This window comes from Reichenbachiella sp. (genome assembly GCF_039969095.1).
Taxonomy (GTDB): Bacteria; Bacteroidota; Bacteroidia; order Cytophagales; family Cyclobacteriaceae; genus Reichenbachiella.
The window spans coordinates 162,429-184,264 of record NZ_JBDVOL010000011.1 but is presented as its reverse complement, the minus strand read 5'-3'; the positions used below and the strand labels follow the sequence as shown (position 1 = coordinate 184,264).

Genomic DNA, 21,836 nt, shown 5'->3' with positions numbered 1-21,836 from the left:
AAGTTCAATTAATTATTTACCTAAACTAAAAAGCTATGAAACACTCATATCAAAAGATGAGTTGGAAGTGGTGTGTCCATCGTCGACTGCATCAATTATTTTTGTATTTTTTATTACAATTTTTCTTCATTTCGGTAATCAATGCCCAAGTTAATACCGGAGGAATTGCTACAACTGCTGATCATTCAAAAGAAATTATTGGTTATATCACGCAGTGGGATGCATGGAAAGCTCAAAATGCGGGGTTGCCTGCCCAGGGAGCATTGACTCACTTAAATATTGATTACTCCAAGTATACGATTCTCAACTATTCCTTTTTTGGAGTAGCAGAAGATGGTTCTTTGCATAGTGGGGATCACCGAAATAAAAATATCTATCAGGAAGGTCAGACTCAGGCACCTAGTGATATATTATTTACTGATATATATAGTAGCTGGGATTTTCATATACTGTTCGGTGAAATAGAAGCTGTGCAATACATCAATGAAGAGACCAAACAACGAGCCGAATCTTACGGTTATGTTGTAGAAGTTGGAGGTAACTCATGGAGTCACCCTGGTTGGGGACTCGATGGTAATTTGCCTTTGCCACTACCCAAGGAAGGCGGTGTAGCAGGATTGTTGGATATGGCACATGCCAACGGTGTGAAAGTGATGGCATCTATAGGCGGATGGAGTATGTGTAAGCATTTTCCAGAAATGGCAGCTGATCCTGTGAAACGAGCCACATTCATTGCCGATTGTGAAAAACTTATTAATATGGGATTTGATGGGATTGATTTAGATTGGGAGTACCCTGGACCTTTTGCCGGAATGAATTTTACAGGTTCAAATGCAGATTATGCCAATTATACAACATTGGTACAAGAAATCAGAGATGCAATTGGAGCTGACAAACTAATTACTGCCGCTTTTTCTGCATCTGTTCAGAAACTGCAAGGATTCGATTGGCCTGCCTTATCACAAACCATGGATTTCTTCAATATGATGTCCTATGACTATAATGGAGGATGGTCCAATAAAGCGGGACACAATTCACCCCTTTATGCGTATGATGGTGCTGAAGCACCCGAATCCAACTGGCATGATACATTTACCGGGTTGATCGGTTTAGGTGTTCCTGCCAATAAGATCAATATGGGATCTGCTTTCTATGGCAGAGGCGTAGTGACTGATGGTTCCGCTTCGCTAAATACCACTACTTTGAAACGCAACGAAACTGTTCAGCCAGACGGGCCAATTGTTACTTGTGCAGATTTTACCAACTGGCCCAAAGATGTATATGACGGCACACCTAATTTCTATTATATCAAGCAGCAGGCTTTGGGTAGTGGAAGCGATTGGACTGAGCATTGGGATGATCAAGCTAAAGTCCCATACCTTACCAAAGGAAACTATTTCTTGAGCTACGATAATGAACAATCTATAGCATTGAAAGCACAATATGTAATTGATAATAATCTTGCAGGAACCATCGTGTGGACTGTGTATGGTGATTTAGAGATTAGCGGTTCAATGCAGGCATTCGGGTCTAAACTTAAACGTTGGTCTAATGTAAATTCAGTTTTGATCAATACGGTGAATGAGGTATTTGCTGAAGGAAGTGATCCCTCAAATCAATCTCCGAATGTCAGCTTGACCGCACCACAAGATGGAACTACCTATCAAGTAGGGGAGCCAATAATTATGGATGTGACGGCATCTGATACTGATGGTATAGTGAGTAAAGTTGAGTTTTTTGAAGGAGGTAACAAACTGGGTGAAGATATTACTTCACCGTATTCATATACATGGACCAACCCTGCTATTGGAAATTATAATTTAAGCGCAAAAGCAATAGATGATCAAGGAGCTACAGCAAGTTCTATAGCCGTAGCGGTGACTGTGTCTGACAGTACTGTAAACGCAAATCCTCAAGTGACCATTTCTAACCCAACTTCAGGAGCTGAGCTTACGACTGGCAATACCATCACGCTCTCAGCCACAGCGTCAGATAGTGATGGAACCATTGCATCTGTTGTGTTTGATGTGAATGGTCAAAACTATAATGCTGTGCTAAATGGAGGTGAGTATACGGTAGACTGGACACCTACTTCTGATGGCAATTATACCATCGTTGCTACAGCTATTGATTACGATGCTCTTACTGCAAGCGATCAGATAACAGTATCTTCAACTACGCCTAGTAGTTGTACTGTACCGGCATGGGATGCCGCATCTGTCTATAATGGGGAGGATCAAGTATCGCATCTTGGTACTTTGTATGAAGCTAAATGGTGGACGCAAAATGACGATCCATCTACCCATTCAAGACAATATGATGTTTGGATAAATCTAGGCCCATGTGGAGACCCGGGTAATATAGCACCAAGCGTTTCTATCACCAGTCCTTCAGATAATGATTCATTTGAAGAAGGTTCAATTACAATCGATGCTTCTGCAAGTGACTCAGATGGTTCAGTGATATTAGTTGAATTCTTTGTAGATGGAAGCAAGGTTGGTGAGGATAGTTCCTTCCCATATAGCTATGCACAGGCATATACTGCCGGTAGTTACGTGTTAACAACTGTCGCTACTGACGATGAAGGTGCTACCACCACCTCTTCTGCGGTAAATATAACAGTGACTGAGGCAGGGGCTAATGTTCCACCTACTGTGAGCATTACCTCACCTAGTGAGGGCGTAAGCTTTGTTGAAGGTACTACTGTGACGATCGCAGCAGATGCCAATGACTCAGATGGAAGTGTAACTAAAGTAGAGTTTTTTACAGGAACTACTAAACTAGGAGAAGATCTATCCTCTCCATATAGTTTGAATTGGGTGAGCACTGAAGGAAATCATGCATTAACTGCTATAGCTACAGATGACGAGAGTGCGACAAGCACATCAAGCGTCATTAATATTACTGTAACGGCAGAAGGAGGCTCATGCAATGTCCCTCAGTATCAGGAAAATGGAGGATATTCAGCCGGTAGTGAAGTACAAAATGCAGGCAAAAAATATCAGTGTAAAGACTATCCGTACAGTGGCTGGTGCGACGGTAGCGCATGGGCGTATGAGCCTGGCGTAGGTGCTCATTGGCAAGATGCTTGGAATGATTTGGGTGACTGTGGCACTAACCCTCCTGGAAATCAACTTCCAGAAGTGTCTATTACCTCGCCTTCAAGCGGTACCAACTTCAACTCAGGTTCAACGGTAAGTATCGATGCTTCAGCATCGGATGCTGACGGTACGGTAACTAAAGTAGAATTTTATGTGAATGCGGTAAAAGTGGGTGAGGATTTGTCAGCGCCTTATAACTTTTCATGGACTTCGATAGATGGTAGTCATCAACTCATGGCCAAAGCTACAGATGATTTAAATGAATCAACTGAATCTACGGTTGTAACTATTACTGTGGGCACAGTAACGCCACCAGCAGGAGACTTACCAGATCGGATCTTGGTGGGGTACTGGCACAACTTTATCAATGGCGCAGGAGGGATGAAGTTGAGCGAAGTATCCGATAAGTGGGATGTGATCAATGTATCATTTGCTGAGCCATCTACACAGTTAGGTTCCACGATGGTATTCACACCTGATAATGCTATCTACCCTACGGTACAAGAATTCAAAAATGATGTGGCTGCACTGCAGAGTCAGGGTAAAAAAGTGTTGATCTCATTAGGAGGAGCGAATGGTGCTATTCACTTAGATGATGCCTCTGATGCACAAAATTACAGCAGTTCTATGATTGATATTATTACAGAATATGGTTTTGATGGATTGGACATTGACTTGGAAGGAAGTTCCCTCTCGCTTGACGCTGGAGATAGCGATTTTCGAAATCCAACCAGTCCTAAGATAGTTAATTTTATCAATGGAACACAAACCATTCTTAGCCATTTTGGCTCAGGGTTGATTCTAACTGCGGCACCTGAAACACTCTATGTTCAGGGTGGACTCAATAATTATGGAGGAGGAGCCGGTGCTTATTTGCCAGTAATTTATGCATTTAAGGATCGCTTGAATTATATTCATGTACAACATTACAATACAGGTTGTATGTTGGGATTAGGTCAAAATAGCCCTTGCTATCAGCAGGGTACAGCTGACTTTCAAGTGGCGATGGCAGAGATGTTACTACAGGGATTTCCTGTACCCGGACATGCTACCGATTTTCCTGCTTTGAGACAAGATCAGGTGGCTATTGGTCTACCCGCTTCTACGCAAGCCGCGGGTGGTGGATATACTACTCCTGCAACTGTTCATCAAGCACTCGATTATTTGGTGAAGGGTATTTCCTACGGAGGCAATTATACCATGGTAAATCCAGACGGGTATCCGAATTTCAGAGGATTGATGACGTGGTCGATTAATTGGGATGAATACAACAACTTTGAATTCTCTAATAATCACAGACCTTATTTAGATGCGTTAGGTGCTACAAGTGCCAGAAGTTCAAATCAGTCCGATGACTCAAGTGAGGATTTGATCGAAGAAGAGATGGACGCCTTGGTATTTTACCCTAATCCTTTCAGTAATGTAGTAAACCTGTCTTTCACGTTGAGAGAAGAAGAAAAGGTAACTTTGGCTGTCTACAATCAAGTTGGAGCAAAAGTGATGGATTTAGTCAAAGGTGAACTATTTAGCCTTGGTAGTCATGATGTGACTTGGGACTCAAACCAGATGCCAAAAGGATTGTATCTGTTTAGATTAGGAATTGGAGACGAAGTCACCACATACAGAGTGGTCAAACATTAGGAATATAATACTTGGGCAAATGTCCTTTATAAAAACCAGAAATGCCGATAATGGTGTTTCTGGTTTTTTTATTGCCTTATCTTTGGTCTATGGTCATTCACAATGCAAACAATTTCAGAACAGAGTATCATCCGAAGCCTTCTAAATATCAAATTGGGTTTGCCACTAAGCTATTAACTATTGGTTCATGCTTTTCAGAAAATATTGGCCAAAAACTACAAGAAAGTAAATTTTCCATATTGGCCAATCCTTTAGGTACTGTTTACAACCCTATTTCTATTTTTAAGCTTTTAGGTCAAGCCAAATTGGATCAATCTAAATTTGTAGAAGTAGGAAGTCAGTTCTATCATTTAGATTTTCATTCCCAGTTTACTGGAAGAGATCAAAAGACTTTGGAAACTGTGTTGAATCTAAAATGTAAGGAGTTGACCAACTACCTGAATGAAACTCAAATAGTTTTTATTACGCTAGGAAGTGCTTTTGTTTATGAATGGATCGAAAGTGGTGAAGTGGTAGCCAATTGTCATAAAATACCTCAGAAAAAGTTCAAAAAGAGATTATTAAGCTTAGAGGAAATGACAACTTCCTTCTATGAGTTAAAAGCTAAATTGGGTCAAATCAATCCACAAATCCAATATATTTTTACTGTTAGCCCTGTTCGTCATATCAAAGATGGTATTGTAGAAAATCAATTGAGTAAATCACTACTTCGAGTGCTTTGCTATGAATTGGCCAAGGAAAATCAAGTGGATTATTTTCCAGCTTATGAAATGATGATGGATGATCTTAGAGATTATCGATTTTACAAGACGGATATGATTCATCCAACGGAGATGGCAGAAGACTACATTTGGGACAAATTCCAACACACTTATTTCTCAGAACAAACCAGAAAAGTAGTGAAAGAGTGGAGTAAGATACAATCGTCATTGTCACACAGACCATTCAATCCAGAATCTGATGGTCACCAAAAATTCCTGCAAAATCAATTCAAGAAGCTCGATCTCTTTTCTGAATATTTTAATGTCGAAGGTGAGAAGATGATCATTCAACAGCAGTTAATCTAATTTATACGTTGCAATTCATTCAATAAATAACTGAAATATTGAATGATCTCTAATTATTCTCTGTTTTGTTAAAAATCAACATAAAAACTTGCGTGATTGTCAATCCTTTGACTTTCTTTGTGTCACTAAGATGAACAACAAGCAAGTACATATCGCATTCATCGCTGCTACTCCTGCACCAAGGAGGAACAACAGGCCCGTAGGGGTCTGATAGTACTGGGTTACCTATGCGGTAACCTCAATTCCAACATTATTCAAAATATTTATTTAAACCATTAAAGTTCATTGGTTATGAACGTGGATGTGCAATACGCAACCATAGAGCATATCAAGTATGCTCATGATATTTGTGATCTTATAGAGTCTGCCGCTAAGGCGCGTGGAACTGGTATCGCAAAAAGAGAGCCCGAATACATTCGAAAAAAAATCGAATCTGGTCAGGCTGTGATCGCTTCTTACGCTGGTGAGCTGGCCGGGTTTTGCTATATCGAAACTTGGCAGGATAAGCAGTATGTAGCTAACTCTGGATTAGTAGTAAGCGAAAAATTCCGAAACCTCGGTCTAGCTAAAACGATCAAAAAGAAAATCCTAGAACTCTCAAGAGAGAAATTTCCTGGAACCAAACTATTTGGAATTACGACTAGCCTGGCCGTACTCAAAATCAATTATGAGTTGGGTTATCGTCCGGTCACTTTTTCTGAGTTGACCACAGATGATGCGTTCTGGAACGGCTGTAAAAGCTGTCCAAATCACGATATTTTGGAGCGAAACAATCGAGCCAACTGCCTATGTACAGGCATGTTGTTCGATGAGAAATCACAAGTAAAAGAAGTTGAAAAGCCTATGGGAGTAATTGCCAAGCGATTTCAGCGCTTGACTAATTTCAAAAACAAACGAAAATTGAATAAGAAGAAATGAGTGATAAGAAAGTAGTATTGGCATTTAGTGGAGGATTGGACACTACCTATTGTGCATTCTATCTCAAAGATAAAGGACTAGATGTCCATACGGTTATTGTAAATACAGGTGGTTTTTCGAAAGAGGAATTGAAGGAAACAGAAAAAAGAGCCATGTCTTATGGAGTAGATTCTCATAAGTGCCTTGAAGAGACTTCAAATTTCTATGAGAAGTGTTTGAAGTATTTGATTTATGGTAATGTGTTGAAAAACAATACCTATCCATTGTCAGTAAGTGCAGAAAGAGCCTTCCAGGCCTTAGCTATTGCCAAATATGCTAAATCAGTGGATGCACACTATATCGCTCATGGAAGCACAGGAGCAGGTAATGATCAGGTACGTTTTGATTTGATCTTCCAAATCATTTGTCCAGATATTGAAATCATCACACCTATTCGTGACAACAAATTATCACGTCAGGAAGAGATTGATTATTTGGCAACAAAAGGCGTAAATATTTCTTGGGAGAAAGCGAAATATTCAATAAACAAAGGGCTATGGGGGACCTCGGTTGGAGGCGATGAGACTTTGACATCTAATCTTGGCCTACCAGAAAGCGCATTTCCTAGTCAGGTGGAAAAGGACGGAAGCGAAGTAGTTGAGTTACAGTTTGAAAAGGGTGAATTTGTAGGATTGAATGGTGAGAAGCTAGATTCCGTAGCAGCAATTTTCAAGTTGAATGACATGGCTTCTAAATATGGTATTGGCCGTGACGTACATGTAGGTGATACCATCATCGGGATCAAAGGCCGAGTAGGTTTTGAAGCTGCAGCACCAGTGATTATCCTCAAGTCGCATCATACGCTCGAAAAGCATGTACTCACCAAATGGCAGCAGCACTGGAAAGAGCAGTTGGCTAATTGGTACGGTATGCTTTTGCATGAGGGACAATTTTTGGACCCCGTGATGCGCGATATTGAAGTTTTTTTAGAAAATACTCAGAAAAATGTGTATGGAACTGTAACTGTGAAATTGGCCCCTTATCGATTTGAGGTAGTTGGAATTACGTCTGATAAAGACCTGATGAAATCAGAGTTTGGCCAGTATGGCGAAATGAATAATGGTTGGTCTGGGGAAGATGTAAAAGGCTTCACAAAAATATTGGCGAATCAATCTAAAATATATAACTCAATCAACTCATGATCAAGGTAGGTGTAGTTGGAGGAGCTGGATATACAGCTGGTGAACTGTTGAGAATTCTAGCCAATCATCCAGAAGTGGAGGTGACTTGTGTGCAGAGTAGTAGCAATGCAGGTAAACCATACCATGCGGTACATCAAGATCTAATTGGTGATCTGGATGGCACATTTGCCCCAGAGTTGGATCTAAATGTGGATGTAATTTTCATCTGCTCTGGGCATGGAAAGACCCAGGAATTTTTGGATGCTCATGACGTGCCTGCTCATGTCAAGATTATAGATTTAAGTAATGACTTCCGATTGGAGGCTGCAGGCAATGACTTTGTTTATGGATTGCCAGAACTGAATTTAGAAGCCATCAAGTCTGCGAAGTACCTGGCAAACCCTGGTTGTTTCGCCACAGCGATCCAGTTAGGGATTTTGCCTTTGGCGGCTCAAGGTGTGTTGACTGAAGATGTACATGTCAATGCAGTAACAGGTTCTACTGGAGCTGGTCAAAACCCTAGTCGCACTACACACTTTAGCTGGAGAAACAATAACGTGTCGATCTACAAGGCATTTAACCATCAACATTTGGGTGAAATCAATCAGTCGGTGAAGCAGTTGCAAAATGATTTTACGCACGATATTAAATTCTTGCCCGTACGAGGCAATTTTCCTAAAGGGATCTTTGCCAGTTTGTACACTACAGTCAAAGCCAGTCAAGAAGAAGTGGTAAGCTGGTACAAAGAATTTTATAAAGATGCTGCATTTGTTTATGTATTGGACGAAGCACCTGACATGAAACAGGTGGTCAATACGAACAAATGCTTGATTCAGGTTGAAAAGCATGGTGATACAGTTTTGGTCACGTCTGTGATTGACAACCTAATCAAAGGGGCATCCGGACAAGCAGTCCAAAACATGAATCTGATGTTTAGATTGGACCAAAAAGAAGGCCTGAGGCTAAAAAGCAGTGGCTTTTAATCTTGAACCTTGAATTAAAATTTTTGAATAAAGCATTATGAAAATAGCACTCATTGGCGTAGGAAATTTGGGATTCTCCATAGCTCAAGGCATTGCCGAGCAAGCGGGATTTCATGTAGACCAGCTGACGCTTACCAAACGCAACGTCACAGGTTTGGCTGAAAAATTCGACAGCAACAAGGTCAAAGTGACTTCAAGTAATATCGAGGCCGTTCAGCAGTCAAATATTATCATTCTGTGTGTTCAACCAGGTCAGATCAGTAGCGTCCTTAATGAGATCAAAGGGGTGTTGTTGGAAGGTCGGCACGTATTGATTTCTACCGTAACAGGTCGTGCCATTGCAGACATAGAGGCCGTAATCAAGAAAGATATCGCTGTCATTCGCAGCATGCCGAATACAGCTATATCTGTAGGGCAGTCAATGACTTGTTTGAGTGCCAATGAGCAAGGCAAGGAGCAAATGAAAATTGCCCAACAAATTTTCGACGCATTAGGTCAGTCTTTGGTGATTGAAGAGAATATGATGCAGGCAGCTACCGTAATTTGCGCCAGCGGCATTGCTTTTTGGTTGCGTCTGATCCGAGCAACCACACAAGGTGCCATTCAGTTAGGGTTTGATGCCCCAGAGGCTAAAAATATGGCGACACAAGCTTGTATGGGAGCAGCCAGCCTTTTACTCAATTCAAATAGTCACCCAGAAGAAGAGATTGATAAAGTAACAACGCCTCGTGGTTGTACCATTTCTGGTTTGAACGAGATGGAACATGAGGGTATGAGTTCAGCTTTGATCAAAGGCTTGATGAAGTCTTACGATAAAATTTCAGACATTATCTCAGAGAAATAAACATGGAAAATTACAAAGTTTATCCTGTATTCGATATTCACGTCGTAAAAGCCAAAGGTGCTTATGTATGGGACGATCATGGTACCAAGTATCTGGATATGTATGGTGGGCACGCAGTGATTTCTATAGGCCACTCTCATCCAAAATATGTGTCTAACATCACAAAACAGGTTCAGGAGATTGGCTTTTATTCTAACTCCATCAAGATTCCAATTCAGGATGAATTGGCACTCGAACTAGGCGAATTATCTGGCATGCCAGATTATAATTTATTTCTCTGTAACTCTGGTGCTGAAGCTAATGAGAATGCCTTGAAACTGGCTTCATTCGAGACAGGAAGAAAGAAGGTGTTGGGATTTAAAAAAGGATTTCACGGACGAACATCCTTGGCTGTAGCTATAACTGATAATGTAAAAATTCAGGCACCTGTTAATCCAACAGACTATATCGACTTGTTTGAACTGAATGATCTAGAAGCAGTGACTAAAGCCTTGAAGAGCAAGGAATATGCTGCAGTTATCATTGAAGGCATTCAAGGTATTGGTGGGATATACAAACCTACCAATGAGTTCTTAATTGCATTGGAGCAAATTTGCAAAAAGACTGGTACCATGCTGATTTTGGATGAAATTCAATCAGGCTATGGTCGCTCCGGGAAATTCTTTGCGTTCCAATATGCGGGCATTCAGCCGGATTTGGTGACAGTTGCCAAAGGAATGGGCAATGGCTTCCCGATTGGAGGCGTGCTGATTGCGCCAAGATTTGAAGCCAATTACGGACAACTGGGAACTACCTTTGGTGGTAATCACTTGGCTTGTGCTGCCGCTTTAGCAGTATTGGATGTGATCAAAGAGGAAGGCTTGATTCACAATGCAGCAGAAATAGGTGAATATATCAAGTCGCAATTGGATGGAATAGAAGCTATCAAAGAAATTAGAGGCAAGGGGTTGCTTTTAGGGTTGGAGTTTGATTACCCTGTAAAGGACATAAGAAGCCAATTACTAACCGAATATAAAATATTTACAGGAGCAGCCACCAGCCCGAATGTATTACGATTATTACCCCCGATGGGAATTGGAAAACAAGAAGCAGACACATTTGTGAAGGCTTTAAAAGAAATATTATCATGAACTTTTGCTCAATAAATGATGTGGATGACCCCAAAGGGTGGGTCGAGGAAGCATTAGAATTAAAAAAGGAAATAGCGACTTACGGTCCTAAATTGCACACAGGCAAGTCGATTTGTTTGTTGTTTTTCAACCCAAGTTTGAGGACGAGATTGAGCATGCAAAAGGCCGCTTTTAATTTAGGCATCCAATCGTTTATTTTCAACTTGAATCAAGAAGGTTGGCAGTTGGAATTTGAGGATGGCACCGTCATGAACGGTTACACGAGCGAGCATATCAAAGAAGCTGCCGGCGTATTGAGTAGCTACTTCGACGCCATTGGCGTGCGATCTTTTGCCTCCCTGAGCAATAAAGAAGAAGATTATACAGAAAAGGTATTCAACCAATTTGTAAAACATTGCACAATTCCTGTGATTAATATGGAGTCCGCGACTTTGCATCCATTACAGTCATTGGCGGACATGATTACGATCAAGGAGTTTGCTCAAGTGAAAAAACCAAAGGTGGTGCTTTCTTGGGCACCACACCCAAAGGCATTACCTCAGGCCGTTGCCAATTCTTTTTCACAGTGGGCAGGTCAGATGGACTATGATTTTGTTGTGACTCACCCTGAAGGATATGAACTGGCACCAGAGTTTATGCAAGGAGCTACCTTGGAATATGATCAAAAAAAGGCATTTGAAGGGGCGGACTTTATCTACGCCAAGAACTGGTCGTCTTATGAAGAGTATGGACAGATTTTGTCGCAAGACAAAAAATGGATGATCGATAAAATGAAAATGAACCTGACCAACAATGCGAAGTTTATGCACTGCTTGCCGGTTCGTAGAAACGTAGTTGTATCCGATGAGGTGATCGACAGTGAAAACTCAATCGTGATGCAACAGGCAGCACACCGAGTGACTTCAGCGAATTTAGTACTACGAAAATTGATTGGATAATGGATAAACTAACTGTAGTAAAAATTGGAGGAAAGGTCATTAATGAGGAAGTTGCTTTAGACGGTTTCTTGAAGAAATTTGCCCAAATAAAAGGGAAAAAAATCCTCGTGCATGGCGGTGGAAATATCGCCTCCGAATGGCAACGAAAGTTAGGGATAGAACCCAAGATGATCGAAGGCCGACGCATTACAGATAGGGATGCGATCGACGTAGTGACCATGATTTTTTCAGGGTTGAATAAAAAGATTGTTGCCAAGCTACAAAAGCTTAACTCTCAGGCTTTGGGTATGTCTGGTGCAGACTTAAACCTGATCAAATCACACAAGCGAATGAATGTTGTAATTGATTATGGTTATGTTGGTGATATTGAGGAAGTTAATGATGATATATTAAACTCATTAATCAATCTTAATATCACGCCTGTGGTCTGTGCACTAACGCATGATAACAAGGGGCAATTGCTCAATACCAATGCAGATACCATTGCATCTGCTTTGGCTACGGGCATGAGCGAAACCCATGAGGTGGACTTAGTCTACTGCTTTGAACAGCCCGGAGTATTGAGTGACTTTGAAAGCAAAAAGGTTATTCCATTGATTGTAAAAAAGGACTATGAGGGGTTGAAGAAAAATGGCACCATCAGCGATGGTATGATCCCGAAAATTGACAATGCTTTTGATGCGATTCGCGCTGGCGTTGGACAAGTGAAAATCTGTCATTTTGACGCCATTGATACGATTCAATCTGAAGCCTATTCCGGTACTGTGATATGTCAAAAATAGATGATTCATACAGCCCAAAAACGCAAGAAGCGGTGGCGCTTCTTTCTGCTTTGATTGAGACCCAATCCTTCAGCAGAGAAGAAGATGAGGTGGCGGCTGTAGTTGATTTATTTTTCACTAATAAAGGCCTGAACCCTTTTCGCTCCGGCAATAACCTGTGGCTCAAATCCAAACATTGGGATGAAGCCAAGCCCACCATTTTGCTGAATTCACACATTGATACCGTAAAGCCAGCTTCATCATATACTCTTGATCCTTTCAAGGCGCAAGTGATCGATGGAAAGCTGTATGGCTTGGGAAGCAATGATGCAGGCGGGCCTTTGGTTTGTTTGATGCAGGCTTTCTTGCATTATCAGGATCAAGAGGACTTACCATACAATCTGATTATGGCGGCAACTTCCGAAGAAGAAATTTCCGGTGCCAATGGTGTGGCTTCCATCCTAAAGGATTTAGGAAAAATAGACCTGGCCATCGTAGGTGAACCTACGCTGATGGATATGGCTGTTGCTGAAAAAGGGTTAGTGGTATTGGACTGCGAAGCCAAAGGGGTAAGTGGCCATGCGGCTCGAGATGAAGGCGAAAATGCCATCTACAAAGCACTCATCGAAATTGATAAATTGAAGAATTTTCAATTCGAAAAAGAATCTGCTTACCTGGGCCCAATCAAGAAAACAGTTACGCTCATAGAGGCTGGGACGCAGCACAACGTTGTACCTGATAGCTGCAAATTTGTAGTGGATGTCCGAACAACCGATGCCTATTCTAATACGGAAACGGTAAAAATTATAGATGACCTGATGGATGTAACAGTGACGCCTCGATCGATTCGATTGAATTCTTCTGGTTTGTCTCAAGACCATCCTGTCGTAAAGCGTGGTGAGTCTTTGGGTATGAAGAAGTACGGTTCACCTACCTTGTCGGATCAGGCATTGATGCCGTTTGATACCATCAAGATCGGTCCGGGTGATTCCGCTCGATCGCATACCGCAGATGAGTATATTGGGATCGACGAGATTGAAGCTGGGATAAAGGGGTATATAGAATTGCTGAAGGATTTGAAATTGTAATTTTATTGTCATTTCGACGTAGCGGTCCGCCGAAGCGGAGAAATCTTATCTCCAATTGATGATTAGATTTCTCCCTTTAGGTCGAAATGACAAATAACAAAGTGAATAAACATGAAACTCTGGGATAAAGGAACGAACGAAGTATCGAAAGAAATAGAAACTTACACCGTAGGCCGTGATCGCGAACTGGACTTGCTTCTCGCGCCGTTTGATGTGTATGGCTCGATGGCGCATGCTACGATGCTCGAGAGCATTGGACTGTTGACGAAGCCTGAGCTAGAGCAGTTGTTGGCTGAACTCAAGAACATTTTGGGTGTGATCAAAGCGGGTGATTTCGTTATAGAAGACGGCATTGAAGATGTGCATTCTCAGGTAGAACTGCTCTTGACCAGAAAACTAGGAGATGTAGGCAAGAAGATCCATAGTGGGCGCTCGCGTAATGATCAGGTTTTGGTGGATTTGCGATTGTTTATCCGTAACGAGATTCAAACTATTTCTGAGTTGGTAGAAGAACTATTTCAGACCCTCAACGGCCTGAGCAAGAAGCACAAGGATATTCTCATCCCAGGCTATACGCACTTACAGGTCGCTATGCCGTCTTCCTTTGGGCTTTGGTTTGGTGCGTATGCTGAAAGCCTAACAGACGATTTACAGTTGCTCTTAGCGGCTTATAAGATCGCTAACCAGAATCCTTTAGGTTCTGGTGCGGGTTACGGTTCTTCCTTTCCTTTGGATCGTAAGATGACTACTGAGCTCTTAGGTTTTGAAGACTTGAGCTATAATGTGGTCTATGCACAAATGAGCCGGGGCAAGGTAGAGAAGTCTGTAGCTTTTGCGATGAGCAGTTTCGCTGCCACGCTTTCGCGCATGAGCATGGATATCTGTCTATACAACTCACAAAACTTCGGTTTCCTCAAGCTGCCGGTAGAAATGACCACTGGCTCGAGCATCATGCCGCATAAGAAGAATCCTGACGTGTTTGAGCTGATTCGTGCCAAGATGAACAAACTACAGTCACTTTCTAACGAAGTAACGCTCATCACGACGAACTTGCCCTCAGGCTATCACCGCGACATGCAGACCATCAAAGAGACTTTCTTACCGGCTTTCGCTGAACTGAAATCTACGCTCGAAGTATGCACTTTCGCCATGAAAAACATCGAAGTGAAATCTGACATCATCGACGACCCAAAGTACAATGACCTATTCAGTGTAGAGGAAGTCAATCGACTGGTGAACAAAGGCGTACCTTTCCGTGATGCTTACATCCAAGTAGGTAAGGCCATCGAGGCAGGGGGAAGTACCCTCAACAAATCTGTCCATCACACACACCTAGGCAGTATCGGCAATCCCGCGAATGATGAGATAGAAGCAAAGCTGACTAATGTGTTGAAAGGATTTGAGTTTGAAAAGGCTAATGAGGCGATTGGGAAGTTGGTGAAATAAGCCAAAAAAACAGGCGTCATTTCGAGGCATCGCAAGACCATTCGATGTAGATCATCTGTGGCAGGTTTGGATTGATAGATGAAAATGTGTGCCAATTTCAACAAATTATCATGTCCGAGTTTTTTTTGTTAGAAGTCATGGTTATGCCTTGGTAGGTATTCTGAACCTCAAATATTCCTATCAGTTTTATTAATTTTCGGTTCAAAAATTAAATGTCCATGATATCATGGAAAATTTTTGTTTTTTGAAATTCAGAATGCTTGCGGTTAAACTTGATAATGTTTGTTTAATCTTGTTGTCGTCATCAAGAAAGTACTCTGAGTATTTATGAATAGTTCAATTTATTTAAATCTTGGGAGAGAAAATATTTGATCAACTAGGTAAAAAAAGATCAATAGTGAATTATGTTTCATTGATTGGTGAAAAAGGGATGTATTTCATCCTTTCAATCACAATAGGGGTATATTTCATCAATTACCTTGGCCCTGAATTATTTGGACGTTGGAGTTTCGCTATGAGCTTCGTTCTTCTTCTGGCACCATTTGCCCAATTAGGTTATTCCACCATATTACTTAGAGAATTAATTGGTGACTCAAAAAGCAAGTTCCACGTGTTGGGCTCAGGCTTTTTGTTAAACACTTTTGGTAGCTTAATTATATATACAATAATTTGTGCTGTCGGTCATTTTCTTTTTGATACGGAGATTTTTTTCCTTGTAGCCATTCTTGGCCTTACAGTTTTCTCTAATGTTTTTTCAGGGATTAATACTTATTTTGAATCCAAGGTATCGACCAAATATAACGTTATAGGCAATCTAATTGGTAGGTTGATTTCTTCAATTGGAATCCTGGTACTGATTTATTTCACAAAATCATTGTATTGGTTTGCTTTCAACTATTTATTGGGGGTGGTAATTGCTGCATGTATAAGTGTAATGATATACTCCAGACTTAAGAATCAAAGTATTTTACAGTGGAGAGTGGATTTTTCGATTACCAAGACGATTGCTATAGCCTCACTTGTACTGGCACTAAAAAATGGCTTTAATCTAATCAATTCTAAAATTGATCAAATATTCATAACCGAACTTATTGGCTTTGAATCATTGGGCATCTATGCGGTCTCGGCTCAATATACTGAATTATTAGTTTTTATTCCAGGGGTTATTTTTGGAACTGTTTTCCCCTCTATTATTAAGGATTATTATAGAAAAGAGAATATAAAGGGTCATATAATAGCATATAATGCATTATTCTTTTATTTAGGACTAATGCTCACTTTAGGGGTGTTTTTTCTTGCACCCATTATTCTACCTATTTTGTTCAGTAATAAGTTCTACGGAGCGGTTGATATCATGAAGATTCATGCATTTTCCATTCTTTTTATTTTCATTGGAGTCCCAACTGCTAAGATCATTGTTTTGAAAAATTTACTTAAAGAACTACTTCTAGTGAAATTTTCAGGAGCTATGCTCAATGTGTTTCTGAATATGTTTTTAATTACATCCTACGGATTGAATGGGGCTGCGATTGCAACGATTATTTCCTATTCATTCTCCTCAACCTGGGGGTATTTAATGTTCAAATCTACAAGAGACCTCTTTTTGCTTCAAGTGAAAGGAGTGATATACCCAATCCAGTTACTACAAAAACGACTAAACTAGTCTTCGGTAAATTTACTTTCATATTGTATTAAAAGATGTTCTACTTTTAATAGCCCGCGTTCCAACAATTTTTGATTTATCGTAAGTTTTCTGATAGACTCTTTAGGGTGAATTTTGAGATACTTTACTGTATTATGCCGTAATTCCTTTATAGTACGCTGGATTTGTGACATTCTGGTGTTTTCATAGAAAAAAATTCTTTGTGAATAGGTTGGCATAACATGATAATGTCCTCGATTTTCTCCAAAACAATCGAATTTCAATAGTTCTTGCCCTAATGCGCTCAGGACAACAGCAGGCCCTTTACCAATTGAAAGAATTTTCCAATAAACCAAAAATTCTAAATTCCCATCAATTTCAATTTTTATCAAATCCTTTCTTATGTTCTCACCTTGATAAAGATTTGTGTATCTCTTTATAATTCTTTTTAGGCTTTTTTTAAGTTTGGATTTTATCATTGGATAAAAATAGCGAAAAACTCAAAGTACTTTTTACAGATGAATGATCATACACTAATGATTAGGACGAGATGAACTCTAATTTAAGTTTTACAATAGTATTTTTTATTTCTTTAGATTTGATTTTAATCATCTAAATGTATTAATGAAAAGGATTGGTTTAATCGGAAATGGAATATGGGGAAAAAAAATTCTTGAATCCTTGTCCAGGATCGGAGTAGATACGGTTGTGTTTGATCTTTTTTCTAAAGAAGTTGAATTATCAGTACTCTATTCTAAGCTAATAAATAACATTGATGAATTTTTGAGTATCGATGTTGATGGGTATATAGTGGCGTCAAGCACTTCCAGTCACACAGAAATTCTGCATGCTTTAGCACCTTTAGGGAAACCTGTTTTTGTTGAAAAACCTTTGACAAATTTATTTAATGATATCTCTATACTAAAATCGTATAACCTTAAAAAAGTATTTATGATGCACATCTGGAAATACCATCCTGGTGTACAAATGTTAGCTGATTTTGCTAAAAATGGTCAACTGGGTCAATTGCTGGGAGTAAAGTCAAGAAGAACAAATTGGACCAGTCCGAGAACCGATACCAACAGTTTATGGAATCTAGGGATCCATGATTTATCAATTTGTGAGAGTATTTTAGGAGAAATCCCTAAAAGAAAAATGGTGATTTCAGAAAAACACAATGGTATAATAAGAGGAGCGACAGTGCTAATGGGTAAAAATCCTTATTACTCATTTGAAGTTTCCAATAGGTATCCTGAGAAAAACAGGGACATACGGCTTTTCTTTACTGATGGCGTGGCTACCCTAAAAGATGAAAAAGTTGACTATATCTCAGTTTATCGTGGTGATGATCATTCTAATTTGAAATCTTTGTCAGAAAATCGAATAGCTTTCGATAACACCCCGCCATTAGATATTGAGTTAAATGAATTTATCAACTATTTAAAAGGAGGATCAAAACCTATGTGTTCATTAGAGGAAGGTTTTAGGCTTATCGAGCATCTTTTTGAGATAGAAAGCTTAGCTAATGAATGATGTGAAAGCGACCATACTCATCCCAACCACAAAGGGTAGAGGTCCAGTTTTACCCTATTCTGTAGGGAGTGTGCTGAATCAAACTGTTAAAGAGATTGAAATTTTCATCATTGGAGACGGGGTAGATGATTCAACTCGGAAAGTGATTCATGACCTACAGAAGAAAGATACCAGAATAACTTTTTTTGACCACCCAAAAGGACCCAGAAGAGGAGAGATATATCGGCATGATGCCTTAATGAATCATGCGAAAGGTGAAATTGTTTGTTACTTGTTAGATAGAGATTTATACTTGTCCAATCATGTGGAGACCGCTTTTGAGTATTTGATTAATAAAAACCACAGCTTTTATGTGGGAAGAGGACTTAATCTAGACGAACAAGGAAAAGTGATTTTTTGCCGAAGAATGGTTAGCGGGAAATATGACTTTAAAAAGTTACAAGATGAATCGGTTCGAGGCTTTTTTTTATTTAGTCCTGTGTCGCATACATTGGAGTCATATAGGAATTTGCCTTTTGGATGGAGAACCACGCCAAGTAAGTACAGAACAGATATTTATATGTGGGAACAGTTTATTTCCTACGATAAGAAAATTGAAATGATTGCATCGCATGATTCTACCATTTTATACTTCAAAAGAGGGAATCATCCAGGTCTATCGGCACATCAACGAGCGAAAGAATTAGCGGCCTATTTTAATTGCCTTTCCGATCAAAAAAAGATAAATGATTTGACTAATAAGGCCTTTGTAAATTTAATTATAGAGTATGAAAAATTATTAGTTGAACCAATTCTCATAAAGGGTCAGAGTGTGTCAACAGTTCCGATCCGAATATTGAAAAAGTTCAAGGAAAAACTATTTAAAAAGTGGTAGATCTTTTACTCCATGAAACTGCTCACCTGCCCTGTTAGAAATAATGGCCTCATTGAATGGCCATTCAATGTTCAAATCTGGATCATTCCAACGACAGCCAAAATTATCTTCAGAACCATAATCAAGATAGGATTCTGAAACTGACTGAACATGCACGGATTTTTCAATAAAGTACCAACCATGTACAATGCCTTTTGGGAAGACCAATGCAGCCAAGTCAGATTCTGTAAGGTAATAGAGGTTACTCTCCATGTACGTGGGCGAGTCTGGGCGCATATCCTTTAACCCTAAATAGCAGGAGCCTTGAATCAAACAAAAATATTCATCATGCCTGCGATGATAATGCATTCCTCTGAGTACACCCGGTTCAGACTTTACCAAACTCCATTGTACAGGGTCAAGAACTGTTCCCCAGTATTTTTGAAATATTTCAGAAAATGATCCACGATAATCTGAGTGCTCTTCAATTTTAACCAATCGGCTTTCATGTATAGTTTTACCCTGAATAAGGGATGATTCGTTAACTTTTGTTTTTACAAACACTGACATTTGATTATGATAAAAAGATTGGCTATTAGTATAATTTTTGCTTTGCAGATTTTTTTTGTCGTATACGCACGATTCGCTGACGAGAAATTTTTTTGTTGGGCTCCCTATGATCAGATTTCACAGTATAAAATCAATGTTTTCATCAATGGAGGTAAGTTAAGTAAAGCCGAAATATATAACAGGTATCGAAAAAACCCAAATGGGTTTGAGAATAGAAATATCGATAATTTAAAATTCCTTCTTATTGCAGTTGAGAAATCAACAATTTGTAATGAAGATCTAAGGGTTGAACTGATTTACTCTACGAATAAGCGAAACGAAGAATTCTGGATATTAGAATCACCTGATTATGAATGGATTTGTGTCAAATAATCAAGGGATTGGTTTAAAAGCACTTGTATTGTATGTCCTAGTGTTTTCAAATGGTCTCTGGAGAAAAACCATCTTCGAACTACCATTTGCACCTTTTATTGGCGTCATAGACTTTGTCCCGTCTTGGATTTATGTATATATGTTGTTACCGACTTTCCTTGTTTCGGCATTGTTGGTATTGTTAGGGAAGTATGTTTCAATATCTCTAACCACTTTTGGCCTTATCCTTTTTTTTCTAATAATGTCAAGTATTAATGTGTTTTCTAACTCATTAACTTTTACATGCCTAGTTATAATACTTTCAGGTCTGTCGTTGAAATCAAGTTATATAATCAATATTCAGGTTTCTTTTTTATATATCGGCGCCTTCATCAACAAAGCTCTCGATGTTGATTGGTGGAATGGAAGGTTTTTTGATACATTGGCAACGCTTAGACACCCCATGCCACTATTTGAATTTTCTAGCCAGTATTTCAATGGACTTATCGTCGCTCAGGTATTCAGTATCTCTAGTATGTTTATTGAACTAACCCTAGGAGTGCTTTTTTTGATGAGAAAAAAAATTGCCTTTGCTCTGGGTTTAATGTTTCATTTGGGAATGCTGATATTGACCAATGGAAAATTGTCCGTTCTATTTATGTTTATCATGTCTGCGACTTATTTGATCATGATTAGAGATAAGTACATAACTAATTCTTTGAGGCAACCATTGAGTCAATTTCTGATTTATTTTTGGTTTGTTAGTTTGACGGTTTGGAATTTCCGAAATAAAATATTGGAATTTTATATCTTAATGAATGATATGTAAAGCGTAAAAAACGAATAAAGTCTACACTAGAAGTTTGCACTTTCGCCATGAAAAACATCGAAGTGAAATCTGACATCATCGACGACCCAAAGTACAATGACCTATTCAGTGTAGAGGAAGTCAATCGACTGGTGAATGAAGGAGTGCCTTTCCGTGATGCTTACATCCAGGTCGGCAAAGCCATCGAAGCAGGAGGAGAGGCCCTCAATAAATCCGTCAACCACACCCATCTCGGCAGCATAGGCAATCCCGCGAATGATGAAATAGACACAAAGCTGACTAATGTGTTGAAAGGATTTGAGTTTGAAAAGGCTGAGGAGGCGATTGGGAAGTTAATTGCTTAACTCAACACGACTCGCGCAAGTATTTGTTTGTGCTCTTTGCGATACTATCCTGTGCTAGACCATCCCTTGCAAATACCCTCCAAGTAGATCCTCTAAGTTCTCTTCGTCTTGTAACCCGTCGTATCGGACGTCAAGTGCGTAGAGTTGCTCGCGTTGCTGTTCTGAAAGTTGTATGTTGAAGACGAACGCTTTGTAAGCTTCATCCAAAAGCCCTGTGGGATTTACGATAGGTAGAGAATCGGTGACAATTTCGGCACTGGCTACTGCTTTGATTTCGTTGAGTGCATGAATGATTTCTGGCGCAAACACACCATGAGAGGATTCATAAAATTCGGAAAAGCCACCATTCGTTACGGTTTGATTTAATTTCACGATCACATAAACCAGCTTTTCTGGTCCCGCTAGTCCTTGCACTGCTTGGTACCATGGCGACCAACGCTCTCTATCAAAGTCAAGGTTCTCTAGTTGTTGATCAGCCGAGCTATACAATCGGCTGATTAAAGCCCTATTCGAAAGATTCTCCATTGGGCGAAGTTAGTGTTTCGATTGCTGAATAGCCAAACTTCTGAATGGTCTAGGATGCTTATATCATGAGGGCAAAGGCAAGGATTAAATTGAAGGAATACGTTGTAATGTG

The 21,836-nt window shown here is 39.8% G+C and carries 19 protein-coding genes; 16 read left to right on the top strand and 3 right to left on the bottom strand.

Features of this window, described 5'->3' with window-relative positions; all coding sequences use genetic code 11:
* The first annotated feature begins 35 nt into the window (after positions 1-35).
* From ABJH98_RS09345 to ABJH98_RS09290, 12 genes are all read left to right on the top strand, one after another.
* The gene (locus ABJH98_RS09345; RefSeq protein WP_348307401.1) at positions 36-4,742 is read left to right on the top strand and encodes a glycosyl hydrolase family 18 protein; all 4,707 of its coding nucleotides are present in this window, start codon (positions 36-38) and stop codon (positions 4,740-4,742) included.
* A gap of 89 nt (positions 4,743-4,831) precedes the next feature.
* Positions 4,832-5,809 (top strand): GSCFA domain-containing protein, encoded by a 978-nt coding sequence (locus ABJH98_RS09340; protein ID WP_348307400.1) that lies wholly within the window; start codon positions 4,832-4,834, stop codon positions 5,807-5,809.
* Positions 5,810-6,100: 291 nt separating this feature from the next.
* On the top strand, positions 6,101-6,727 hold the full coding sequence (locus ABJH98_RS09335) for a GNAT family N-acetyltransferase (RefSeq protein WP_348307399.1): 627 nt from the start codon (positions 6,101-6,103) through the stop codon (positions 6,725-6,727).
* Entirely contained in the window at positions 6,724-7,908 is a 1,185-nt protein-coding gene (argG, locus tag ABJH98_RS09330; protein ID WP_348307398.1) for an argininosuccinate synthase, read from the top strand. Before ABJH98_RS09335 ends, argG begins: the two co-directional genes overlap by 4 nt.
* Positions 7,905-8,870 (top strand): N-acetyl-gamma-glutamyl-phosphate reductase, encoded by a 966-nt coding sequence (gene argC / locus ABJH98_RS09325; RefSeq protein ID WP_348307397.1) that lies wholly within the window; start codon positions 7,905-7,907, stop codon positions 8,868-8,870. Before argG ends, argC begins: the two co-directional genes overlap by 4 nt.
* 37 nt (positions 8,871-8,907) lie before the next feature.
* Complete coding sequence (proC, locus tag ABJH98_RS09320) at positions 8,908-9,714, top strand: pyrroline-5-carboxylate reductase (protein ID WP_348307396.1); 807 nt, start codon at positions 8,908-8,910, stop codon at positions 9,712-9,714.
* Positions 9,715-9,716: 2 nt separating this feature from the next.
* Positions 9,717-10,844, top strand: coding sequence for an aminotransferase class III-fold pyridoxal phosphate-dependent enzyme (locus tag ABJH98_RS09315; protein ID WP_348307395.1), 1,128 nt, complete (start codon positions 9,717-9,719; stop codon positions 10,842-10,844).
* A complete protein-coding gene (locus ABJH98_RS09310) occupies positions 10,841-11,782 on the top strand; it encodes an N-acetylornithine carbamoyltransferase (protein WP_348307394.1) in 942 nt (313 codons plus the stop codon). Before ABJH98_RS09315 ends, ABJH98_RS09310 begins: the two co-directional genes overlap by 4 nt.
* Positions 11,782-12,564 (top strand): acetylglutamate kinase, encoded by a 783-nt coding sequence (gene argB / locus ABJH98_RS09305; protein WP_348307393.1) that lies wholly within the window; start codon positions 11,782-11,784, stop codon positions 12,562-12,564. Before ABJH98_RS09310 ends, argB begins: the two co-directional genes overlap by 1 nt.
* Positions 12,552-13,631 carry a M20 family metallo-hydrolase gene (locus ABJH98_RS09300; protein ID WP_348307392.1) on the top strand — a complete coding sequence of 360 codons (1,080 nt, stop codon included), beginning with the start codon at positions 12,552-12,554 and terminating at the stop codon, positions 13,629-13,631. The genes argB and ABJH98_RS09300 overlap by 13 nt, the downstream gene beginning before the upstream one ends.
* Before the next feature lie 111 nt (positions 13,632-13,742).
* Positions 13,743-15,077, top strand: coding sequence for an argininosuccinate lyase (gene argH / locus ABJH98_RS09295; protein ID WP_348307391.1), 1,335 nt, complete (start codon positions 13,743-13,745; stop codon positions 15,075-15,077).
* 352 nt (positions 15,078-15,429) lie between these two features.
* Positions 15,430-16,740, top strand: coding sequence for a flippase (locus tag ABJH98_RS09290; protein WP_348307390.1), 1,311 nt, complete (start codon positions 15,430-15,432; stop codon positions 16,738-16,740).
* Here ABJH98_RS09290 and ABJH98_RS09285 read toward each other — a convergent pair.
* Positions 16,737-17,198: a hypothetical protein gene (locus ABJH98_RS09285; protein ID WP_348307389.1), complete on the bottom strand. Its 462-nt coding sequence runs from the start codon at positions 17,196-17,198 to the stop codon at positions 16,737-16,739. The two genes, ABJH98_RS09290 and ABJH98_RS09285, sit on opposite strands and share 4 nt — an antisense overlap.
* A gap of 145 nt (positions 17,199-17,343) precedes the next feature.
* On the opposite strand from ABJH98_RS09285, the gene ABJH98_RS09280 reads away from it, so the two are divergent.
* A complete protein-coding gene (locus tag ABJH98_RS09280; protein ID WP_348307388.1) occupies positions 17,344-18,252 on the top strand; it encodes a Gfo/Idh/MocA family oxidoreductase in 909 nt (302 codons plus the stop codon).
* Positions 18,245-19,126, top strand: a complete 882-nt coding sequence (locus ABJH98_RS09275; RefSeq protein WP_348307387.1) for a glycosyltransferase family A protein — start codon at positions 18,245-18,247, stop codon at positions 19,124-19,126. Before ABJH98_RS09280 ends, ABJH98_RS09275 begins: the two co-directional genes overlap by 8 nt.
* Here ABJH98_RS09275 and ABJH98_RS09270 read toward each other — a convergent pair.
* Positions 19,109-19,675 (bottom strand): dTDP-4-dehydrorhamnose 3,5-epimerase family protein, encoded by a 567-nt coding sequence (locus ABJH98_RS09270; RefSeq protein WP_348307386.1) that lies wholly within the window; start codon positions 19,673-19,675, stop codon positions 19,109-19,111. The genes ABJH98_RS09275 and ABJH98_RS09270 overlap by 18 nt on opposite strands.
* 349 nt (positions 19,676-20,024) lie before the next feature.
* Here ABJH98_RS09270 and ABJH98_RS09265 point away from each other — a divergent pair, with 349 nt between their 5' ends.
* Entirely contained in the window at positions 20,025-20,855 is an 831-nt protein-coding gene (locus tag ABJH98_RS09265) for a hypothetical protein (protein ID WP_348307385.1), read from the top strand.
* Positions 20,856-20,902: 47 nt separating this feature from the next.
* Positions 20,903-21,199: a hypothetical protein gene (locus tag ABJH98_RS09260; protein ID WP_348307384.1), complete on the top strand. Its 297-nt coding sequence runs from the start codon at positions 20,903-20,905 to the stop codon at positions 21,197-21,199.
* Positions 21,200-21,253: 54 nt separating this feature from the next.
* Here ABJH98_RS09260 and ABJH98_RS09255 read toward each other — a convergent pair whose 3' ends face one another.
* The gene (locus ABJH98_RS09255) at positions 21,254-21,724 is read right to left on the bottom strand and encodes a DUF4375 domain-containing protein (RefSeq protein ID WP_348307383.1); all 471 of its coding nucleotides are present in this window, start codon (positions 21,722-21,724) and stop codon (positions 21,254-21,256) included.
* Positions 21,725-21,836 lie beyond the last annotated feature (112 nt).

What these genes read in the sequence shown, in the direction of transcription:
- ABJH98_RS09345 (WP_348307401.1), top strand. Translation starts at nt 36, where the DNA reads ATGAAACACTCATATCAAAAGATGAGTTGGAAGTGGTGTGTCCATCGT.
- ABJH98_RS09340 (WP_348307400.1), top strand. Translation starts at nt 4,832, where the DNA reads ATGGTCATTCACAATGCAAACAATTTCAGAACAGAGTATCATCCGAAG.
- ABJH98_RS09335 (WP_348307399.1), top strand. Translation starts at nt 6,101, where the DNA reads ATGAACGTGGATGTGCAATACGCAACCATAGAGCATATCAAGTATGCT.
- argG (WP_348307398.1), top strand. Translation starts at nt 6,724, where the DNA reads ATGAGTGATAAGAAAGTAGTATTGGCATTTAGTGGAGGATTGGACACT.
- argC (WP_348307397.1), top strand. Translation starts at nt 7,905, where the DNA reads ATGATCAAGGTAGGTGTAGTTGGAGGAGCTGGATATACAGCTGGTGAA.
- proC (WP_348307396.1), top strand. Translation starts at nt 8,908, where the DNA reads ATGAAAATAGCACTCATTGGCGTAGGAAATTTGGGATTCTCCATAGCT.
- ABJH98_RS09315 (WP_348307395.1), top strand. Translation starts at nt 9,717, where the DNA reads ATGGAAAATTACAAAGTTTATCCTGTATTCGATATTCACGTCGTAAAA.
- ABJH98_RS09310 (WP_348307394.1), top strand. Translation starts at nt 10,841, where the DNA reads ATGAACTTTTGCTCAATAAATGATGTGGATGACCCCAAAGGGTGGGTC.
- argB (WP_348307393.1), top strand. Translation starts at nt 11,782, where the DNA reads ATGGATAAACTAACTGTAGTAAAAATTGGAGGAAAGGTCATTAATGAG.
- ABJH98_RS09300 (WP_348307392.1), top strand. Translation starts at nt 12,552, where the DNA reads ATGTCAAAAATAGATGATTCATACAGCCCAAAAACGCAAGAAGCGGTG.
- argH (WP_348307391.1), top strand. Translation starts at nt 13,743, where the DNA reads ATGAAACTCTGGGATAAAGGAACGAACGAAGTATCGAAAGAAATAGAA.
- ABJH98_RS09285 (WP_348307389.1), bottom strand. Translation starts at nt 17,198, where the DNA reads ATGATAAAATCCAAACTTAAAAAAAGCCTAAAAAGAATTATAAAGAGA.
- ABJH98_RS09280 (WP_348307388.1), top strand. Translation starts at nt 17,344, where the DNA reads ATGAAAAGGATTGGTTTAATCGGAAATGGAATATGGGGAAAAAAAATT.
- ABJH98_RS09275 (WP_348307387.1), top strand. Translation starts at nt 18,245, where the DNA reads ATGAATGATGTGAAAGCGACCATACTCATCCCAACCACAAAGGGTAGA.
- ABJH98_RS09270 (WP_348307386.1), bottom strand. Translation starts at nt 19,675, where the DNA reads ATGTCAGTGTTTGTAAAAACAAAAGTTAACGAATCATCCCTTATTCAG.
- ABJH98_RS09265 (WP_348307385.1), top strand. Translation starts at nt 20,025, where the DNA reads ATGAATGGATTTGTGTCAAATAATCAAGGGATTGGTTTAAAAGCACTT.
- ABJH98_RS09260 (WP_348307384.1), top strand. Translation starts at nt 20,903, where the DNA reads ATGAAAAACATCGAAGTGAAATCTGACATCATCGACGACCCAAAGTAC.
- ABJH98_RS09255 (WP_348307383.1), bottom strand. Translation starts at nt 21,724, where the DNA reads ATGGAGAATCTTTCGAATAGGGCTTTAATCAGCCGATTGTATAGCTCG.